20 protein-coding genes, 1 pseudogene and 1 CRISPR repeat array are annotated in these 19,529 nt (G+C 60.2%); of the genes and pseudogenes, 14 read left to right on the forward strand and 7 right to left on the reverse strand.

Features of this window, described 5'->3' with window-relative positions:
- Positions 1–34: 34 nt before the first annotated feature.
- From phnF to phnE (DCH402_RS07220), 14 genes are all read left to right on the forward strand, one after another.
- On the forward strand, positions 35–754 hold the full coding sequence (gene phnF / locus DCH402_RS07155) for a phosphonate metabolism transcriptional regulator PhnF (RefSeq protein WP_040000496.1): 720 nt from the start codon (positions 35–37) through the stop codon (positions 752–754).
- Complete coding sequence (gene phnG / locus DCH402_RS07160) at positions 755–1,204, forward strand: phosphonate C-P lyase system protein PhnG (RefSeq protein WP_040000498.1); 450 nt, start codon at positions 755–757, stop codon at positions 1,202–1,204.
- The gene (gene phnH, locus DCH402_RS07165; protein WP_040000499.1) at positions 1,201–1,776 is read left to right on the forward strand and encodes a phosphonate C-P lyase system protein PhnH; all 576 of its coding nucleotides are present in this window, start codon (positions 1,201–1,203) and stop codon (positions 1,774–1,776) included. Before phnG ends, phnH begins: the two co-directional genes overlap by 4 nt.
- Positions 1,776–2,867 carry a carbon-phosphorus lyase complex subunit gene (locus DCH402_RS07170; protein WP_040000500.1) on the forward strand — a complete coding sequence of 364 codons (1,092 nt, stop codon included), beginning with the start codon at positions 1,776–1,778 and terminating at the stop codon, positions 2,865–2,867. The genes phnH and DCH402_RS07170 overlap by 1 nt, the downstream gene beginning before the upstream one ends.
- Positions 2,845–3,699: an alpha-D-ribose 1-methylphosphonate 5-phosphate C-P-lyase PhnJ gene (locus DCH402_RS07175; protein ID WP_040000501.1), complete on the forward strand. Its 855-nt coding sequence runs from the start codon at positions 2,845–2,847 to the stop codon at positions 3,697–3,699. The genes DCH402_RS07170 and DCH402_RS07175 overlap by 23 nt, the downstream gene beginning before the upstream one ends.
- On the forward strand, positions 3,686–4,507 hold the full coding sequence (phnK, locus tag DCH402_RS07180) for a phosphonate C-P lyase system protein PhnK (RefSeq protein ID WP_233276326.1): 822 nt from the start codon (positions 3,686–3,688) through the stop codon (positions 4,505–4,507). The genes DCH402_RS07175 and phnK overlap by 14 nt, the downstream gene beginning before the upstream one ends.
- Positions 4,508–4,531: 24 nt before the next feature.
- Entirely contained in the window at positions 4,532–5,254 is a 723-nt protein-coding gene (gene phnL, locus DCH402_RS07185) for a phosphonate C-P lyase system protein PhnL (RefSeq protein WP_040000502.1), read from the forward strand.
- Positions 5,251–6,420 (forward strand): alpha-D-ribose 1-methylphosphonate 5-triphosphate diphosphatase, encoded by a 1,170-nt coding sequence (phnM, locus tag DCH402_RS07190; RefSeq protein ID WP_050583273.1) that lies wholly within the window; start codon positions 5,251–5,253, stop codon positions 6,418–6,420. Before phnL ends, phnM begins: the two co-directional genes overlap by 4 nt.
- Entirely contained in the window at positions 6,420–6,980 is a 561-nt protein-coding gene (phnN, locus tag DCH402_RS07195) for a ribose 1,5-bisphosphokinase (protein ID WP_040000503.1), read from the forward strand. Before phnM ends, phnN begins: the two co-directional genes overlap by 1 nt.
- Positions 6,981–6,998: 18 nt before the next feature.
- Entirely contained in the window at positions 6,999–7,748 is a 750-nt protein-coding gene (gene phnP / locus DCH402_RS07200; RefSeq protein ID WP_040000504.1) for a phosphonate metabolism protein PhnP, read from the forward strand.
- 162 nt (positions 7,749–7,910) lie between these two features.
- Positions 7,911–8,810, forward strand: a complete 900-nt coding sequence (locus DCH402_RS07205; RefSeq protein WP_040000505.1) for a phosphonate ABC transporter ATP-binding protein — start codon at positions 7,911–7,913, stop codon at positions 8,808–8,810.
- 107 nt (positions 8,811–8,917) lie between these two features.
- Positions 8,918–9,850: a phosphonate ABC transporter substrate-binding protein gene (gene phnD, locus DCH402_RS07210; RefSeq protein WP_040000506.1), complete on the forward strand. Its 933-nt coding sequence runs from the start codon at positions 8,918–8,920 to the stop codon at positions 9,848–9,850.
- Positions 9,851–10,020: 170 nt separating this feature from the next.
- Positions 10,021–10,887 (forward strand): phosphonate ABC transporter, permease protein PhnE, encoded by an 867-nt coding sequence (gene phnE / locus DCH402_RS07215; protein WP_196808436.1) that lies wholly within the window; start codon positions 10,021–10,023, stop codon positions 10,885–10,887.
- Positions 10,884–11,783: a phosphonate ABC transporter, permease protein PhnE gene (phnE, locus tag DCH402_RS07220; protein ID WP_040000507.1), complete on the forward strand. Its 900-nt coding sequence runs from the start codon at positions 10,884–10,886 to the stop codon at positions 11,781–11,783. Before phnE (DCH402_RS07215) ends, phnE (DCH402_RS07220) begins: the two co-directional genes overlap by 4 nt.
- An 86-nt stretch (positions 11,784–11,869) precedes the next feature.
- Positions 11,870–13,415: a CRISPR direct-repeat array (repeat unit 32 nt; unit sequence GTTTCAATCCACGCGCCCGCGTGGGGCGCGAC).
- Positions 13,416–13,595: 180 nt separating this feature from the next.
- Here phnE (DCH402_RS07220) and cas2 read toward each other — a convergent pair.
- The 7 genes and pseudogenes from cas2 to DCH402_RS22855 all read right to left on the reverse strand — a co-directional run.
- Complete coding sequence (gene cas2 / locus DCH402_RS07225) at positions 13,596–13,889, reverse strand: CRISPR-associated endonuclease Cas2 (RefSeq protein ID WP_024105339.1); 294 nt, start codon at positions 13,887–13,889, stop codon at positions 13,596–13,598.
- Between the two features lie 26 nt (positions 13,890–13,915).
- Complete coding sequence (gene cas1c / locus DCH402_RS07230; protein ID WP_040000508.1) at positions 13,916–14,941, reverse strand: type I-C CRISPR-associated endonuclease Cas1c; 1,026 nt, start codon at positions 14,939–14,941, stop codon at positions 13,916–13,918.
- Complete coding sequence (cas4, locus tag DCH402_RS07235) at positions 14,922–15,563, reverse strand: CRISPR-associated protein Cas4 (RefSeq protein WP_024105341.1); 642 nt, start codon at positions 15,561–15,563, stop codon at positions 14,922–14,924. The genes cas1c and cas4 overlap by 20 nt, the downstream gene beginning before the upstream one ends.
- Positions 15,564–15,566: 3 nt before the next feature.
- On the reverse strand, positions 15,567–16,445 hold the full coding sequence (gene cas7c / locus DCH402_RS07240; RefSeq protein ID WP_040000509.1) for a type I-C CRISPR-associated protein Cas7/Csd2: 879 nt from the start codon (positions 16,443–16,445) through the stop codon (positions 15,567–15,569).
- A complete protein-coding gene (gene cas8c / locus DCH402_RS07245; RefSeq protein WP_040000510.1) occupies positions 16,442–18,184 on the reverse strand; it encodes a type I-C CRISPR-associated protein Cas8c/Csd1 in 1,743 nt (580 codons plus the stop codon). Before cas8c ends, cas7c begins: the two co-directional genes overlap by 4 nt.
- Positions 18,181–18,843 (reverse strand): type I-C CRISPR-associated protein Cas5c, encoded by a 663-nt coding sequence (gene cas5c, locus DCH402_RS07250; RefSeq protein WP_040000511.1) that lies wholly within the window; start codon positions 18,841–18,843, stop codon positions 18,181–18,183. The genes cas8c and cas5c overlap by 4 nt, the downstream gene beginning before the upstream one ends.
- 11 nt (positions 18,844–18,854) lie before the next feature.
- Positions 18,855–19,529 (reverse strand): annotated as a pseudogene (locus tag DCH402_RS22855) (CRISPR-associated helicase/endonuclease Cas3); the annotation flags it as partial.

The raw sequence follows: 19,529 nt of genomic DNA on the forward strand, positions 1-19,529 counted from the left end.
ATACGGAGTCGAACCCTGCGAGCAGGAGTTTTTTATGGACAGGTTATCTAGACATCCTACCACTGTGTATCAGGCCATCGCCGCCCGGTTGGAAGAGGAACTGCGCACGGTGTATCGCTGCGGCGATTATTTGCCGTCCGAACAGCAGTTGGCGGCGCGTTATGACGTCAATCGCCATACGCTGCGCCGGGCGGTGGACGAGCTGGTCAATAAAGGGCTGGTGCAGCGCCGGCATGGCGTCGGCATTCTGGTGCTGATGCGTCCTTATGATTACCCGTTACACGCGCAAACACGTTTTAGCCAGAATCTGCTGGAGCAGGGCAGTCATCCCACCAGTGAGCGGCTGCTGGCGGTGTTGCGCCCGGCTAATGCATCCGTGGCGGCGGCGCTGGGGCGGGACGAAGGCGATGAGGTGATTCACCTGCGTACTCTGCGCCGGGTCAACGGCGTGCCGGTATCGTTGATCGACCACTACCTGCCGGAGCTTGGCTGGTGGCCCACACTGCAACGTTTCACCAGCGGGTCGTTGCACGATTTTCTGGCTCAGGAATTACAACAATCGCTGACGCGGCGTCAGACCCGCATCAGCGCCCGGGCATCGCAGGCGAAAGAAGCGCAGTTGCTGGAAGTGGCGCTGCAAACCCCGCTGATGTGCATCCGCACGCTCAATGTTTCTGACGGCAGCGGCCGGGTGGCGGAGTACTCCGTCAGTCTGGCGCGGGCCGACATGATCGAACTGACCATGGAGCACTGAATGACCACCCAAACCACAAGGCAGCGTTGGCTGTCGGTACTGGCGCACAGCGATGCGGAGCAACTGCGGCGTCACTGGCTGTCGCTGGGGTTACAGCCCGCCTGGCACGCGCTGCGCGCACCGGAAATCGGTTTAACCCGCTTGCAGGCGCGCATGGGCGCGACCGGTAATCGTTTCGTGCTGGGGGATGTCACCGTCACCCGCGCCGTTGTCCGGCTGGAGGACGGTACCTGCGGCTACAGCTACGTCACCGGGCGTAACAAGCCCCATGCCGAATTGTGCGCATTGATCGACGCGTTACTGCAACAGCAGGGCACGGAGAGCGCGCTCTATCAACACCTGATCGTGCCGCTGGCCGCGACCCATGACGAGTTGCGTCAGCAACGGGCGCGGGAGGTAGCCAGCAGCAAGGTCGACTTCTTTACGTTGGTGCGAGGAGATAACGCATGACGTTACTGGCAGGATTTTCCCATCCGTGGCGCGATGCGCAGTACGCCTTTCGCCGCATATTGAAAGCGATGAGCGAACCGGGCGTGGTGGTATCGCTGGACCATGACAACGGTTGGGAGGGGTTATCGTCCTCCGCCACCGCCGTGGTTTTGACGCTGATGGACCGCGAAACACCGCTCTGGCTGGACCCGGCACTGTCGCAGGCCGCGTTGCTGGACAACCTGCGCTTTCACACCGGGGTGAAACTGGTGGAGCGCGAAGCGGCGGCGTTCGCCTTGCTGCCGGTCAGCCGGGAACTGTCGCTGGCGGGGTTTGCGGCGGGCGATGAGATGGCGCCGGAAAACAGTACCACGCTGGTGCTGGAGCTACCCGCGTTGGGTGGCGGTCGCGCATTACGCCTGACGGGGCCGGGCATTGCTGAAGCGCGGATGATTGCGCCGCAGTTGCCCGCCAGTGTGCTGGATTATCTGGAGCAGCGCCCGCACCCGTTTCCCGCCGGGCTGGACTTTCTGTTTACCTGCGGCAACGCACTGATGGTGCTGCCGCGTACCACGCATGTGGAGGTGTGCTGATGTATGTCGCGGTGAAAGGGGGCGAGAAAGCCATTGAGGCCGCCCATCAGTTACAGGCGAATTTGCGGCGTGGCGATACCCGGCTGGCCGAAGTGCAGACGGCGCAGATTGAGCAGCAACTGGGGCTGGCGGTAGACCGGGTGATGACCGAAGGCGGCATTTACGACCGGGAACTGGCGGCGCTGGCGATCAAGCAGGCGAGCGGCGATCTGGTCGAGGCGATCTTTTTGCTGCGCGCTTATCGCACCACGCTGCCCCGGCTGGCGGATAGCCTGCCGCTGGATACCGGGCGGATGCAACTGGAACGGCGTATCTCGGCGGTCTATAAGGACTTACCCGGCGGGCAGGTGCTCGGGCCCACCTATGACTATACCCACCGGTTGCTGGATTTCGCCTTGTTGGCGGAAGGTGAAACACCGCGTGCGCCCAAGGCCGAGGAGCCGCTGGCGGAACACTGCCCGCATATATTCGCCATGATGACGGCGGAAGGGCTGGCGGCGGTCGAGCAGGATGACGGCAGCGAACCGCTGGATATCACCCGCGATCCACCGGCGTATCCGATGCCGCGCAGCGCCCGGTTGCAGCAGTTGGCGCGCGGCGACGAAGGCTTTCTGCTGGCGTTGGGCTACTCCACCCAGCGAGGTTATGGCCGCAACCATCCGTTCGCCGGCGAGATCCGCACCGGTTACGTCACGGTGGAAATCGAGCCGGAAGAGCTGGGCTTTGCGCTGGAGATCGGCGACATCCTGTTGACCGAATGCGAAATGGTTAACGGTTTTACCGTACCGGAAGAGGATCCACCACATTTTACCCGCGGCTACGGGCTGGTGTTTGGCCGTGCCGAGCGCAAGGCGATGGCGATGGCGCTGGTAGACCGGGCGTTACAAGCGCCGGCTTATCAGGAGCCGGTCAACAGCCCGGCGCAGGACGAAGAGTTTGTGCTGTCGCACGCCGACAACGTGGAGGCGGCCGGTTTCGTCTCTCACCTCAAATTACCGCATTACGTCGACTTTCAGGCCGAGCTGGCGTTGCTGCGTCAGTTACGCCAGTCACCGCAGGAGGAGCGCGATGAACACGCTGAGCGGGTATAACCCCGGTTATCTGGACGAACAGAGTAAACGAACGATTCGGCGCGCCATCCTCAAAGCGGTGGCGATTCCCGGTTATCAGGTGCCGTTTGGCGGGAGGGAGATGCCGATGCCCTACGGCTGGGGCACCGGCGGCATCCAGCTCACCGCCAGCCTGATCGGCGATGACGATGTGCTGAAAGTCATCGATCAGGGGGCTGACGATACCACCAACGCGGTGTCGATCCGCCGCTTCTTCCAGCGGATCAGCGGGGCGGCGACCACCGAACGCACGGTGGAGGCGACGCTAATTCAAACCCGCCACCGCATCCCGGAAACGCCGCTGCGCGAAGATCAGATCCTGATTTATCAGGTGCCGATCCCCGAACCGCTGCGTTTTATCGAACCGCGTGAAACCGAAACGCGCAAAATGCACGCGCTGGAGGAGTACGGCATCATGCAGGTGAAGCTGTACGAAGACATCGCCCGCTTCGGCCATATCGCCACCACTTACGCGTATCCGGTGAAGGTGAACGGTCGCTACATCATGGACCCGTCGCCGATTCCGAAATTCGACAACCCGAAGATGCATCAGATGCCGGCGCTGCAACTGTTTGGCGCCGGGCGTGAAAAGCGGATTTATGCGTTGCCGCCTTACACCAAGGTGGAAAGCCTCGACTTTGACGACCACCCGTTCAGCGTCCAACGCTGGGATCAACCCTGTGCACTGTGCGGATCGCACGACAGTTATCTCGATGAAGTGGTGATGGACGATCAGGGCACCCGGCTGTACGTCTGTTCCGATACCGATTATTGCCGTGAACGTCAGGAGGCCGGGCACCATGAATCACATTGATCAGAGCGGCGTGGATCAGAGCATCGTGCCGGGTACCCCCACCGGCGGTGACGATGAAACACCGCTATTGCAGGTGCGCAATCTGACCCACCTGTACGCCCCCGGTAAAGGGTTTAGCAAGGTGTCGTTCGATCTCTATCCCGGCGAAGTGCTGGGCATTGTCGGCGAATCCGGCTCCGGTAAAACCACGCTGTTACGGGCGATTTCCGCCCGGCTGACGCCACAGGCCGGGCAGATTGATTATCAGGGCCGTTCGCTATACGCCATGAGCGAAAGCGACCGCCGCCGCCTGTTGCGCACCGAATGGGGCGTGGTACACCAGCACCCGCTGGACGGGTTACGGCCCCGCGTGTCAGCGGGCGGTAACATCGGCGAACGGCTGATGGCGGTCGGTGGGCGTCACTACGGCGATATTCGCCGTCAGGCCGGGCAGTGGCTACAGGACGTGGAGATCCCGCTGTCGCGGCTTGACGACCTGCCGACCACCTTTTCCGGCGGGATGCAGCAGCGGTTGCAGATCGCCCGCAATCTGGTCACCCATCCGAAGCTGGTGTTTATGGATGAACCGACCGGCGGGTTGGATGTGTCGGTACAGGCGCGGCTGCTGGACCTGCTGCGCACGCTGGTGCGCGACCTCGGTCTGGCGGTGGTGATCGTGACCCATGACCTCGGCGTGGCGCGCTTGCTGGCGCACCGGCTGCTGGTGATGCGCGAAGGCCGGGTGGTGGAAAGCGGCCTGACCGACCGGGTATTGGATGATCCCCATCATCCTTATACCCAGTTGCTGGTGTCGTCGGTGTTGGGATAAGCGCGACTGGCGACGAGGTGAACTATGACAACCGAAGGCACATCTATGACCATTCTGCGGGTGGACAATCTGAGTAAAACCTTTGTTCTGCACAACCAGCACGCCGCCCGGTTACCGGTGTTGCATCAGGCCAGTCTGACGGTAGCGGCGGGCGAGTGTGTGGTGTTGCATGGCCATTCCGGCAGCGGCAAGTCGACGCTGCTGCGCTCGCTGTACGCCAATTATCAGCCGGATAGCGGCCAGGTATGGGTACGCCATCGTCATCGCTGGGTGGACCTGGCGACGGCTCCGGCCCGGCAGGTGCTGGCGGTACGGCGCGACACCATCGGCTGGGTCAGCCAGTTTCTGCGGGTGATCCCGCGTATTCCAACACTGGAGGTGGTGATGCAGCCGCTGCTGGAGCGCGGTGAAGACCGGGCGGTATGTGAAGCGCGGGCCGGCGAGCTGCTGACCCGGCTCAACGTCCCGCAGCGGTTATGGGCGCTGGCGCCCGCCACCTTCTCCGGCGGCGAGCAACAGCGGGTCAACATCGCTCGCGGATTTATCGCCGACTATCCGTTGCTGCTGCTGGACGAACCGACCGCCTCGCTGGATGCCGCCAACCGCGAGGCGGTGGTCGGGCTGATAGAAGAAGCGCGTACCCGTGGCGCGGCGATAGTCGGTATTTTCCATGATGCCGAGGTACGCGCCCGCGTGGCCGACCGGCTGCATCACATGACACCCGTTACTCAGGAGCTCACGTCATGAGCGCGGCTACTCAGAACACCAATACGACCCGGATCATCAATAATGTGCAACTGGTGCTGGCGGATGAAGTGGTCAGCGGGTCGCTGGCCTGGCGAGATGGCGTGATCGAGGCGTTTTCTTCCACCCCCAGCCAACTGCCGCAGGCGCTGGACGGCGAGGGCGGCTGGCTGTTGCCGGGGCTGGTGGAACTGCATACCGACAATCTGGACAAGTTTTTTATGCCGCGCCCGAAAGTCGACTGGCCGGCCCATTCGGCGATGAGCAGCCACGATGCGCTGATTGTCTCCAGCGGTATCACCACGGTGTTGGATGCGGTGGCGATAGGCGATGTGCGCGACGGCGGCCACCGGCTCGATAACCTGCGGCGCATGATTGACGCCGTAGTGCATAGCCAGCAGCAAGGGGTGAACCGGGCGCAGCATCTGCTGCACCTGCGATGCGAATTACCGCACGAGAGCACCCTGCCGTTATTTGAAGCGTTGATGGATATTCCGGAAGTGGCGTTGGTGTCGCTGATGGACCACTCGCCGGGGCAGCGGCAGTTCGCCACGCCGGAAAAATACCGCGAGTATTATCAGGGCAAATACCACCTGAACGATGCGGAGATGGACGCGTTTGAAACCGAACAGCGCATGTTGTCTGAACGCTGGTCGACGCCGAACCGGCTGGCGATTGCCGCTCACTGCCGTGAACGCGGTATTGCGCTGGCCAGCCACGACGACGCTACCGCCGCCCATGTGCATGAATCGCTGGCGCTGGGTAGCGTGATTGCCGAGTTTCCCACTACCGAGAGGGCGGCGCAGGCCTCGCACGCCAGCGGTATGAAAGTACTGATGGGGGCACCCAATATCGTGCGCGGCGGCTCCCACTCCGGCAACGTGGCGGCATCTTATCTGGCGGAGCATGGCCTGCTGGATATTCTGTCGTCCGATTATTATCCCGCCAGTTTGCTGGATGCGGCGTTTCGTCTTGCCGCCGACCAACGTAACGAGTTTACCCTGCCGCAGACGGTGGCGATGGTCAGCGATAATCCGGCGCAGGCGGTCGGGTTAAGCGATCGCGGGCGGATTGCCGCTGGGCGGCGTGCCGATCTGGTGCTGGCGCATCACACTCACGGCCAGGTGCGGATTCGGCATGTCTGGGCGCAGGGGCGACAGGTGTTCTGATGGCGCGGCTCATCTGGCTGACCGGCGCTTCCGGCTCCGGCAAAGACGCGTTGTTGAATGCCTTGCGGCAGGCGGAACCGGCGCGCCTGCTGGTAGCGCACCGCTACATTACCCGCCCGGCGCAGGCCGGCGGTGAAAATCATGTGGCGCTGAGTGAGGCGGAGTTTACCCACCGCCGCGAGTGCGGCCTGTTCGCGTTGCACTGGCAGGCGCACCTATATCGGTACGGCATCGGTATTGAAATCGATCAGTGGCTGTCTGCCGGGCTGGATGTGGTGGTCAACGGTTCCCGCGCTCACCACTCGCAGGCACAACAGCGCTATGGCGATCGTTTATTACCGGTGTGCCTGCAAGTGTCGCCGGCGGTGCTGGCGCAACGGTTACGCCAGCGCGGGCGGGAAGATGAAACGCAAATCGCGCAGCGGCTACAGCGAGCTACCGCGATGACCGTTCCGCCGGCATACCGCCGGCTGGATAACGACGGGCCGCTGGCGCAGACGCTACAGGCGTTTCACGCCCTGCTGGCGGCGGAAAAACGAGAGACTGAAAAATGGTCGTGATGTTATGGAACTGATGCTATGAAACTCATGTTTATGGGCACCGGCGACGCGCAGCAGGTGCCGTTGACCGGTTGTGAGTGTATCGCCTGCGAACGCGCGCGGCGGGACCCGCGGTTTCGGCGCGGGCCGAGCAGCCTGCTGATTCAGTGCGGCGGTGAGGTGACCTTGCTGGATGCCGGTGTGACGCAACTGGAGCAGCGCTTCGGCGTTAACGAGATTCGTCGCATCCTGCTGACGCACTACCATGTCGACCATGTGCAGGGGCTGTTTTCGCTGCGCTGGGGCATCGGCGACCGTATTCCGGTGTTCGGCCCGCCGGATGAACAAGGCTGCGACGATCTGTACAAGCATCCGCGGCGGCTGGATTTTCAGCCGGCGATGACGCCGTTTCAGACGGTGACGATGGGGGCGTTGCAGGTGACCGCGCTGCCGCTGAATCATTCCAAACCCACCTTTGGTTATCTGCTGGAGGTGGACAATCACGCGGTGGCTTACCTGACCGACACCTGCGGCCTGCCGGATGACACGCTGGATTTTATGTGCGGTAAACGGCTCGACCACATGGTGATGGACTGCACCCAGCCGCCGCGCGACAAACCGCCGCTCAACCACAGCGACCTGAATACCGTGTTGCACGTGCGTGAATGGTTGCAACCGGCACACACCTGGCTGACCCACCTCAGCCACGAAACCGATGTCTGGCTGATGCAAAACACCTTGCCGGATGGCGTGCAGGCCGCCGCCGATGGGATGTGGATTCGGCTTTAGCGCGGTCAGGTCTGTTGTCATGCCGGCCCTGTGTTGGCGGCTCGCCGGTAAGTTCATTTTTTAATCACAAAGCTGTCATCAAGTTTTCATCTGTGCTGCGCTTAATAACGTCCATAGTGTTGACTAACCGAGCATAGTGTTGACTAACCGATGACGAAACCCATGGCACAGGCACTGTTGGCATCCGAAAGCGCTACCCGACTGCGCACCTATCAACCCCAGACGCAATCGCCATCGCCGATTTTGTCGGTGCGGCAACTGTGTAAAACCTATGCCGGGCAGCAAAAGCGGGTGCTGGATAACCTTAATTTTGATTTGCACGCCGGTGAAATGGTGGCGGTGATTGGCCGCTCCGGGGCGGGGAAATCCACCCTGTTGCACGTGATGAACGGCACGGTGCCGGCCAGCGACGGGCAAATCCTGCGTTATCGTGAGTCGAAGAGTTACCGTGATCAAAACAGCTACCGTGATCAAAATAATAGCGGGCAGGGCGAGGCGCAGGATGATGTGCTGCGTTTCAGCCGTCGCCAGTTGCGCCAGTGGCGCAGCGAATGCGGCATGATCTTTCAGGATTTTTGCCTGGTGCCGCGGCTGGATGTGCTGACCAACGTACTGCTGGGCCGTCTGAGCCAAACCTCTACCCTGAAATCCTTCTTCAAGCTGTTTTCCGATGAAGATCGGGCGCACGCCATCGGGCTGCTGCAATGGATGAACCTGCTGCCGCAGGCGCTGCAACGGGCGGAAAACCTGTCCGGCGGCCAGATGCAGCGCGTCGCCATTTGCCGCGCGTTGATGCAAAACCCCAAAATCCTGCTGGCCGACGAGCCCGTCGCCTCGCTCGACCCGAAAAACACCGGTCGCATCATGGACGTGTTGCGGCAGGTGAGCGACAACGGCATCACCGTGGTGGTGAACCTGCACTCGGTCGAACTGGTGAAAGCGTACTGCACCCGGGCGATCGGCATCGCACAGGGGCGCATTGTGTTTGACGGCCCGCCGTCGGCGCTGACCGACGGCCTGTTGCGCACCCTGTACGGCGATGATTTGCAGACAGTGCATTAATTTCCTCAACGTCGGCGCACGGCTTTTCGGTTATTTACGGCTTTTCGATTATTTACGTTTTTCGACCAATCACATCACCTTGGCATAACGACAAAATAGGCAAACTAATGAAAAAAACTTTTACGTTGACCACGTTGCTGGCCGGTGCGGTAGTGTCCGCCAGCGTATTCGCCGCACAAACACCGCAAACCCTGAATCTGGGCATTTTGGGCGGGCAGAACGCCACCCAGCAAATCGGCGATAACCAGTGCGTCAAACAGTTTCTGGATAAAGAGCTGAACGTGGACACGCAAATGCGTAACTCATCCGACTACGCCGGCGTGATTCAGGGGCTGCTGGGTAAGAAGATTGATCTGGTATTGAGCATGTCGCCGTCGTCCTATGCGTCGGTCTACATCAAAGATCCCAACGCGGTGGATGTGGTCGGCATCGTGGTGGATGACGCCGACCAGTCGCGCGGCTACCACTCGGTGGTGATCGTCAAAGCCGACAGCCCCTACCAGAAGCTGGAAGACCTGAAAGGCAAGGCGTTCGGTTTCGCCGATCCGGATTCCACCTCCGGCTATCTGATCCCTAATCAGGCGTTTAAAGAAAAATTCGGCGGCAACCCGGATAACAAGTACAACAACTTTTTCTCCAGCGTGACCTTCTCCGGCGGCCACGAACAGGACATCCTCGGTGTGCTGAACGGCCAGTTCGACGGCGCGGTGACCTGGGCGTCGATGATTGGCGACTACAACACCGGCTATACCAGCGGCGCGTTCGGCCGTCTGATCCGCATGGACCACCCGGACCTGATGAAGCAGATTCGCATCATTTGGCAATCGCCGTTGATCCCGAACGGCCCGATTCTGGTGAGCAACGCGCTGCCCGCTGAATTTAAAACCAAACTGATTACCGCGGTGAAGAAGCTGGATAAAGACGATCACCCGTGCTTTGTGAAAGCCGTCGGCGGCAAGCAACACATCGGCCCGGCCACGGTAGACGATTACAAAACCATTATCGCCATGAAGCGTGAGCTCACTAAAGGCAACCGCTAAGTACGGTTTAAGCACGGTTAACGGCGCAGCGGCGGACGTGCTGAACCGGCGGTGACAATGGCGCAATCTTGACGGACGGCAACACAGGCAGGATGCCTCTTTTCGTCCCGCTAATTTTCGCCCCGCTAAACGCCAACCGATCATCCTTTTCCTTCATCCAGACTAAACGCATGTTGAACCCTGATTTTGAACGCTATTACCAGCGCATACGAGCGCAGCAAAAGCGCGAATCGCTGATCTGGGCGTTGGTGCTTGCGGTGCTGTATATCGGTGCGGGCAAATTGTCTGAATTTAGCCTGTACACCCTGTGGGATTCATTCCCGCATTTTTTCGACTACCTGGCCGAAACGCTGCCGGTATTGCACTGGCGACTGCTGTTTGCCGACGGCCATACCGAAGGATCGCTGGCGTACTGGGGATACCGCCTGCCCATCCAGTTACCGTTGATTTGGGAAACGCTCAATCTGGCGCTGGCGGCCACGGTGTTGTCGGTGGCGGCATCGGTCGTGTTGGGCTTTCTGGCCGCCGGCAATACCCACAGCCCGCCGGGCGTGCGTTTCACCATTCGCGCGCTGGTGGCGTTCTTGCGCACCATGCCGGAGCTGGCGTGGGCGGTGATGTTTGTGATGGCCTTCGGCATCGGCGTGATCCCGGGCTTTTTGGCGCTGGCGCTGCACACCATCGGCAGCCTGACCAAACTGTTTTATGAGGCTATCGAAACCGCCTCGGAACGGCCGGTACGCGGGCTGGCCGCCTGCGGTGCCGGCGTATTACAGCGTATGCGCTTCGGGTTGTGGCCGCAGGTCAAACCGATTGTGTTGTCCTACAGTTTTATGCGGCTGGAAATCAACTTTCGTCAGTCCACCATTCTGGGGCTGGTGGGGGCCGGCGGCATCGGCCAGGAACTGATGACCAATATTAAACTGGACCGTTACGACCAGGTCAGCATCACCATGTTGCTGATCATCGTGGTGGTATCGATGTTGGATGCGCTGTCCGGATGGTTGCGCCAGCAGGTCGTGGAGGGCGACAAATGAACCTGACCCCACCGGCGCCGGCCATTGTCGCCGCCATCAGGCAACAACACCCGGCGCTGTTCAACCAGCAACGCCGTTATCTCTGGCGCATCGGGCTGATAGCCGCCGCCACACTGCTTTACTATCTGCTGTTTCTGGTGTTTTTCGGCATCAGTACCGAACAGTGGCTGCGCGGCTTCAGTGAATTAGGGCGCTATTTTATGCGCATGTTCGTGTGGCACGACTTTGCCAACTGGCCGTTTGGTTACTACCTGTCACAGATATTTATCACCATCGCGATTGTGTTTGCCGGCACGTTAACGGCAACGCTGATTGCACTGCCGTTGTCGTTTCTGGCGGCCCGTAACGTAATGCACGCGCCGGTGCTGCGGCCGGTGGCGTTGCTGGTACGCCGGTTGCTGGATGTTTTACGCGGCATCGACATGGCGATATGGGGGTTAATCTTCGTGCGGGCGGTGGGTATGGGGCCGTTGTCCGGCGCGCTGGCGATTCTAATGCAGGATGCCGGCCTGCTCGGCAAGCTATACGCCGAAGGGCACGAAGCGGTGGAACGCTCACCCAGCCGGGGGCTGAGCGCCGTCGGCGCCAACAGCCTGCAAAAACACCGTTTCGGCATCTTCACCCAATCATTCCCGACCTTTCTGGCGCTCAGCCTGTACCAAATGGAGTCGAACGTGCGCTCAGCCGCGGTGCTGGGGTTTGTCGGCGCGGGCGGCATCGGGCTGGTGTATGCCGAGAACATGCGGTTATGGAACTGGGATGTGGTGATGTTCATCACCCTGATTCTGGTGGTGGTGGTGATGCTGATGGACGCGTTATCCGCCCATTTGCGCCGCCGTTATATCATCGGCAAACCGTTGCCGCTGTTCGAACCGGAACCGCCGTCGCCGCGTTAACCGACGAATCAGCATATCAATGCAATGTCGCGCCCGCGTGGGGCGCGACGGCTGATATTCACATCTCCAGAGTCTGACAACGTCATGTTTCAATCCACGCGCCCACGTGGGGCGCGACCTGGGTTCAACGCTGCATCTGCTGACGCGCGAAAAGTTTCAATCCACGCGCCCGCGTGGGGCGCGACGATTTATACAAGCGAGGGCGCAGCAATTACGCTGTTTCAATCCACGCGCCCGCGTGGGGCGCGACGCCAAAAGTTACGCGTGATCCTGCAGGTGCTGGTGTTTCAATCCACGCGCCCGCGTGGGGCGCGACTACCTGCAAATGGGTCTATTATGCTATTTACCTCGTTTCAATCCACGCGCCCGCGTGGGGCGCGACTGAACTCAATGCGCCGGGCGCTGCCGTTGAAAAAGTTTCAATCCACGCGCCCGCGTGGGGCGCGACCATCAAAAGTGCCCAAATCAAGAGGTTTACACAAGTTTCAATCCACGCGCCCGCGTGGGGCGCGACGCTGCAACTTGTCTTTTTCACGGACGCGTTCAATGTTTCAATCCACGCGCCCGCGTGGGGCGCGACTACTCGTTATCGCCCGCTGATCATCAAACAGACCGGTTTCAATCCACGCGCCCGTGTGGGGCGCGACCCACCCGTGCGAGCGGGACAACCGCGCTTGGACAGTTTCAATCCACGCGCCCGCGTGGGGCGCGACAACCAGAGAAGCCGGCTGATGCCGGTAAGGACCAGTTTCAATCCACGCGCCCGCGTGGGGCGCGACAAATCAGGCAATCCAGCTGCTTTGCTTCTAAATGTTTCAATCCACGCGCCCGCGTGGGGCGCGACCTTAATACAGCGCTGGGAGCAGCTGACTTTCGTGTTTCAATCCACGCGCCCGCGTGGGGCGCGACATTCGGTATCCGTACACACAGTTGTATTGGAGTTTGTTTCAATCCACGCGCCCGCGTGGGGCGCGACGGTAAATGGGTGGACTACCATACCGCCTTTGAGTTTCAATCCACGCGCCCGCGTGGGGCGCGACCCAGCCATTCATCTGTTGGCAATTATGACACTTGTTTCAATCCACGCGCCCGCGTGGGGCGCGACTGACAGTCAGGTTCAGGCGACCTTCAACAATAGCGTTTCAATCCACGCGCCCGCGTGGGGCGCGACGTCGATCCAGCGCTGGATATCTCCGATATTCAAAGTTTCAATCCACGCGCCCGCGTGGGGCGCGATATGTGCAATTTGCCAATCAACAACCCTGAATTAATGTTTCAATCCACGCGCCCGCGTGGGGCGCGACTTCAACACTTGCAGCGCTGCGCCGGAGCGATGCCGTTTCAATCCACGCGCCCGCGTGGGGCGCGACTTCAACACTTGCAGCGCTGCGCCGGAGCGATGCCGTTTCAATCCACGCGCCCGCGTGGGGCGCGACTACCACTTACGGGCTCGCGGCCAGTATCGACAAGTTTCAATCCACGCGCCCGCGTGGGGCGCGACAGGTTATGAGCCGACAACGCAGACCGCCGCTGATGTTTCAATCCACGCGCCCGCGTGGGGCGCGACACCGTTAGACGGCGTGTTCTGCTGATTATCAGGGTTTCAATCCACGCGCCCGCGTGGGGCGCGACTGCCTTGCAGGCAAGGCGCTTGTAGCATAGCGTCGGCGCGGAGATAACGCCAACGTCATGTTTGCGAGAAGGTATTGGCGGTGTAGTGACGGAAATAAGCGATAAACCATTTATGATTCAACCGCATAAGATTGCGCCAACCGGCCGGGAAAATGATGAGAACCCGAGGTTGGCGCAGTGTTACACGATAAGCGTATCACCAAAGATATCCAGCGCCGGTTTGGCTCCGTGATGCTCAACTTTATCACGCCAGCCCTTGCCAAGGCGATAAAAGCGCAGGCTATCGACCCGTTCGTCGTAGGTGGTCAGCAACTTCTGGCGCAATACTACCCACTGTGCCGCGTCAATGTCGCACTCGAAAACCGAGTATTGCACCCGTACACCGTAGTCCAGGCAGATTTTGGCCAGTTGCCGTAGGCGACGGGGGCCGTTGGCGTCTTCCAGTGAGACATCGTAAGTAATCAGTACCATCATGGGGTGGTCGCTCCGGGTATCTGTTATCAGCGCAACACATACGGCGGGTAGTGCGCCAAATCGCCACGCAAGTGGCGGGCCAGTAACATCGCCTGCATATGCGGTAAAAGCCCGACGGCGACTTTTTCATTTAAAAACGGATGGGTTATCTCCTCTTGTTTACGCGCTTGCCAGGCCTGCAATACCCGCTTGCGCGCCTCATCTTTTAGCGTAACGCCGCCTAACATGTCGGTGGTGAAATCCTGCATGGCGACTTGCTGGCGGTTAATCAGCGTCAGTACCAGCCGGTCGACCAGCGGTGCGCGGAACTCTTCGAGCAGGTCCAGCGCCAGGCTGTCGCGCCCTGGGCGTTCCTGATGTAAAAAACCGACTTGCGGGTCAAGGCCGACGCTCTGTAAAGCCCCGCTGATCTCTTTGCTCAGTATCGCGTAGAAAAAAGAGAGCAACGCGTTGACCGGGTCTCGCGGCGGCCGACGTGAACGGCCATTAAAGCGCAGCTCACTGCGCGTAGCGATAAGCGAATCGAATACGCCGAAATAGTGGCTGGCGGCCTCACCCTCCAGCCCACGCAGGCGCTCGATATCGGTCTTCGCAGGAAGCTCGGCGACAATCTGGCGCAGGCGGTCGGCTGCGGCCTGCAACGCCGGGTTGTCGCCATAGGTGCGCAGGTGACGTAAGAGCACGCGGCGGGATGACTGGATTTTCGCGGTCAGAATATGACGCGCCAGCGCCGTTGCCTGAGTGGTCGTAGCCTGAAACTGGGCACGTCGTAGCAACACGTTGCCACTTTGTCTGCCGACGACGCGCGCCAGAAAGCGACCGAATGGGTCGAAGAACGAAAGTTGGGTGCCGTTTTCGCCACAGAACCCCATTAATTGCGGTGACACCAGCACATTGCCGAAACAGAAAATATTGCCGACGGAGTGGATAGGGACTTGCAGCAGTTTCTGGCGCTGGCCGTCAACGGTTTGTTCAATCAGTAGCGTTTCACGCTCTTTATGCAGCCATGCCCCGTCGCGGGTGATATACAGGCTATTCTGGAGTTTCTTCATCACGCTCCTCCATAAGGTAAAGCCGGCGAATATAGTCGCCGGAGCGGTCTGTGTGTTGCAGTGACGGCTGACAGAGTTCATTGAGCGAGCAGGCAAGACAGTGTTTACCGGGTGTGGCGTGCGGGGTGTCGCCCTGTTGCAGCAGGTGGCTGACGGCCGCAATCAACTGCCGGGTGTGGGTGCGCAGCGCGTCATCAAGCTCAACGTCAAGGCGACGGCGGGTTTCCCAGTACCACAATGCGCCGACGGGAATCGACCGCCCGCTCATCTCTTCCAGCGCCAGCGCCTGCGCGCACAGTTGCACCTTATCGGCCTGATGGATTTTCGGCTTGCCGCGTTTGTATTCCACCGGGGTCAGCGCCCCGGTGGCCAATACCTGTTCGAGCAAATCCAGCTTACCGCTCAGGCCCAGTTGCGGGGCCTGTACGATAACGCCGCGCTCGTAACGAATGCCGCGCCGGGTTTCCGGCAGGCCGTGGTCTACCCGCTGGTGTAACATGGTGCCTTGTGCTGTCAGCCAGTTATCCGCCCAGACCTGCTCAGTGTGAATGAGTGCGCACTGACGCGGGCAGAAGGCGTAATGTTGCAGTGCCGAAATCGGCACCAGACGCGGCTCATCCATGGTTTACTCCAGCAGGCGATGCAAGGTCACGCCGGCGGGCAGGGCGGCGTCATCCAGCGTGACCTGGTAATCGCTATAGCGGCGCGCCGGGCCGTCGCTGGTGCGGGTGATGTGCAAACAGTCGAACAGCTTGCGTGCCGGTGCGTTGCCCAGCTCGCCCTCATGCTCGAAAACATACAGCGCACAGGCGTTCATTTCGCCGCGTGCGGCGGAGCGGTCATGCTCAAACATGTTGATCAACGCCTCCCACAGCAGCGCCAGATCGCTGTCGCTAAAACCGGTCTGGCGTGCCAGATGGGCGGAAATATAGCCATGACAGCGGTACAAGCCATAAGGCACGGTGTTTTTGCGCCCCATCGTGCGGTTGTCGCCATCCTGAGCCTGGGCTTCCTTTTCGGTCGCGACCGCACAGCGGGTGATGGCGTGTTCCAGCGCGACAATCGGATCAATAGAGCGTGAGAAGGTCAGTTGCACCGGGCCGCGCACCTGGCCGCAGTTAACCCCGGTCGACATCACCGCGCCGAAAGTGCGTACATCATAAAAGTTGCGGCACATCCATTGGCGGGCCTCGTCTACCGCATCGCCGCCTTTGCGTTTTTTATCGCTGTTTAACGCCTCGCTTTTGCCGATGCCCTCATAAGCGCGCTCGTGGGTTTTATTCAGAATCGCTTTTTCTTTGATGTAGATTTCATACGGCGGTTGTTCGTTGCGCGTCAGGCCGACGTAGTTGCGAATTTTGCGTTTCAGGCACACATCCGTCACCAGCCCCTGACCGGTTTCGGCATCCACGCGCGGCAGGTTGCCCGCATCCGGGTCGCCGTTGGGGTTGCCGTCTTTTACATCAAACAACAGCACGAATTCATAGCGGTGGTTAAGGCTCATTGTTCATCTCCCTGACTGGATGTGGATTGAGAAAAAAAGTGCTGACGCTGATGGTAGTAGCCGATGGCAAACAGCCCTTGCTGCTCCTGATTGAGGTGCGCCGGAAAATCGGTGATGTCGTCGATAATCTCGCCGATGCATTTCTGGTAACGGATTTGCGCCGGGATCTTGAGCTTTTTCAGATGGTGGGTATGCAGCCGCATCAGCGTGTGGAACACCGCCACCGGGGTGCTGCTGGCGCTGCTGTAATAGCGGTCGCAGAGGGTGGCGTTAATCGTCGGGCTGGCGGCGTGTTGTATTTGCTCAAGCGTCGCGAATAACCGGCCAAGCCGGTAGCCGATACGTTGTTCTTCCGGGTCGAGAGACACAGAAACCTCCTTGATGGATTGACGACGAAAAGCCCGGTTAAGACAGGCTTTCATCAGGGATGCTCGGTAATAACTGACGTCGCCCCGCTCGGCCTTGATGCGTTGTAACAGGGCGCTCATCAGGGCGGCGGGCAGCGATTGGCCGCTCAGAATGGCGCGCACCGTGGTGCCGGCCAGTAGCGGCGACAGGTTTTCTTCTTTGTTCAGCAATGCGCAGGCGCGTAATAGCGCTTTCAGCGGCGGGAAGGGATACGTCACCGCTTTGGGTTTGATGATAGTGATATCGTCAAACCATTCACGGAGCCGTTCGGCGAATTGCGCCACCGTGCCTTCCTGAAAAAAGCGGATGGCGACGCGCGCGGCATTCGGCGACAACCCCAGCAGGTAAAAGCGGGCCTCGCCGTCGTCTGCGCAGTAAGCGCCGTTATGCACCGAGTTAAACAGCGCGGTAATGGTGCGCACGCCGTTGTCCGGGTCATCGTTGTTGCCGAACAGCGTCGGCAGCCAGCTCTCCAGCGGGTGAGCCTGACTGGCCCAGCAAACGACCGAGGTTTCGCCAAGCTGTAGCCGGTTCGGGCTGTGGGTTTGTAGCAGGGCGTTCAGCGCCGTGGTGTATTCAAACGCCGCTTGTTCGCTAATCGGGGCATTGGCGCCCTGTTCTTTGCCAAACGAGCGAAACGCATCCAGATTGAACGACACCAGACTGGCGCCTGACGATTGTGCGCCCCACACACCTTTTATGGACGGGTGCAGGGTGGCGACCGGCAGGCTCGCGCCGCTGACCAGGCAGCGCCCCGTGGGTTCGTCGCTATCGGCAAGGACATGCTGATACGCTGCCAGTACCGCCGGGCGTTGGAAGACTAAACAGTCGGCATCCGTCACCAGCCGGAAGGTTAACAGCGGGTTGGCGTCGTTGATTTCCGCCCACAGCGGGTCTTGTTCCAGCTCGGGCTGCGGCAGGCCAGGGTAGCGTTGATAAAACGCCAGCACCGCCTGAAGGCCGCTATCCTGCGGGGCGAAGGCCGCCAGCGCTCGAATTCGATCAATAAAGCAGGTTTTTTGTTGTTCGGTGCGCGTCGGATTGCCTTTTTTATCGATGCCCAGCACATAGTCCGCCGGGTCCCACAACAGGTTGGCGGCGACGCCAGAGGTTTTTTTGATGCTTTTCGCCACGGTGAACAGGCTTGCCTGCGGCTTTTTCCCTTGCGCCTCATCAAGATAACGGGTGTCTTCAAACTGTAAAAAGCGGCCGTCACTGGCAATAACAATCACAAACGGAATGGCTTTTTGCTCAAAGCCAAAGGCCGGCAGGGCGCTGTCGGGCTCCTTTTGCCGCCGCTGGTAATACTGGCAGAGGGCGTGCAGGATCATGCGACCACCTCAGGACTGTCCGGCGCGGGAATATCAATCACGCCTTGGGTCATAGCGGCATGGAAAAAACGCGGGGTCGGATTTTGCGCCTGCCGGTAATCCATGTCGTAGAGCATCCAGCCGAGCTCACGGTCTTGTGCCAGCGCCGGTGGTTGCCGCCCGTCGTCGTCAATCAGCATCACATCGGCGGCAAATTCGCGGCAACCCAGATACGGCTGATTAATACATTGCCCTCTTTGCGCCCGACGGCGGAACATCTCGGCAAATTTCCCGGCGTTATCGCCGCGGCCTGCCTGCGCCGTCAGGGTGAATTCGCCATGCAGACGGTAGCGCACATCACGTAAAAACAAGCCGGCGCGTTGCTGGCGGTCATCTTCAATGTAGAGCCCCAGCGCGCCGCTGCCTGCTTTCATCGCACTGGTCACCACCCGGCTGGAGATAACCGAGCCGACTTCGTTGCGCCGCAGGTTTATCCAGCGAATCGGGTTGATGACCTCAATACGCGTCACCCGCCAGGCGATGGCCGGTTTCCATAAAATAGCGTCAAAAATACTGCGTGCGGCCGAAGGGGTTATCACATCATAACTAACGCGCTCCACCTTCATTTCCGGGCGGGTAAAACATGCAAACTCGCCCTGCACATCCAGACAAAATGGCATAAAGCCTCCTGTTAAATCACTGAATCCTCAGCCGATAGCAGTGCCTCCGGCAGTTTTACACCGGTATTGCGGCAATACTGGCTCTCCAGTAGCACCAGCAGCCCGGCGCGGGGCTGTAAAGCGCCAAGGGCTTGCAACCGCGCCGCCAGCGTTTGCGGCACATTCACGCTATAGCGTTGCAATTTGCGATAGACCCAATGGGCACCGGCATCGCTTTCAAGGCATTGCAGCCAATACTCGACCGGGCTTTGTTCCTCGTCGTCCGGCTGCCAGGGCACAATGACCGCCACGCCGGCGTCGTCAATCAGGCGGAATTTCTCCGCCGCGTCACGAAAACAGATAGCCAGCCCAATTTTTGCATCAGGCTCTGCACACAGCAGGCGACCAATGCCGTGGCGGTCACGCTCGCCTTTGCTGTTAAAGCGGGTGAAGTAATCACGAAACGCCGCCGGGGAGAGCGGGTCGGTCAGCAGACCGGCATTGACCATCTCCAGCGTGCACTGGGCGGCCTGACGTAATGCCCCGGCGGGCGGCAGTGCAGGCGGCATAAACACCTGCACGATACCGGGCCGGGTTAATTTCCCCTCTCGGTTGCAGCGGCCAGCCGCTTGGGCGATGGCATCGAGCCCGGCGATGGCTCGCCACACCATCGGAAAATCGAGATCGACGCCGGCTTCAACCAACTG

It is taken from the genome of Dickeya chrysanthemi NCPPB 402 (genome assembly GCF_000406105.1).
Classification (GTDB): Bacteria; Pseudomonadota; Gammaproteobacteria; order Enterobacterales; family Enterobacteriaceae; genus Dickeya; species Dickeya chrysanthemi.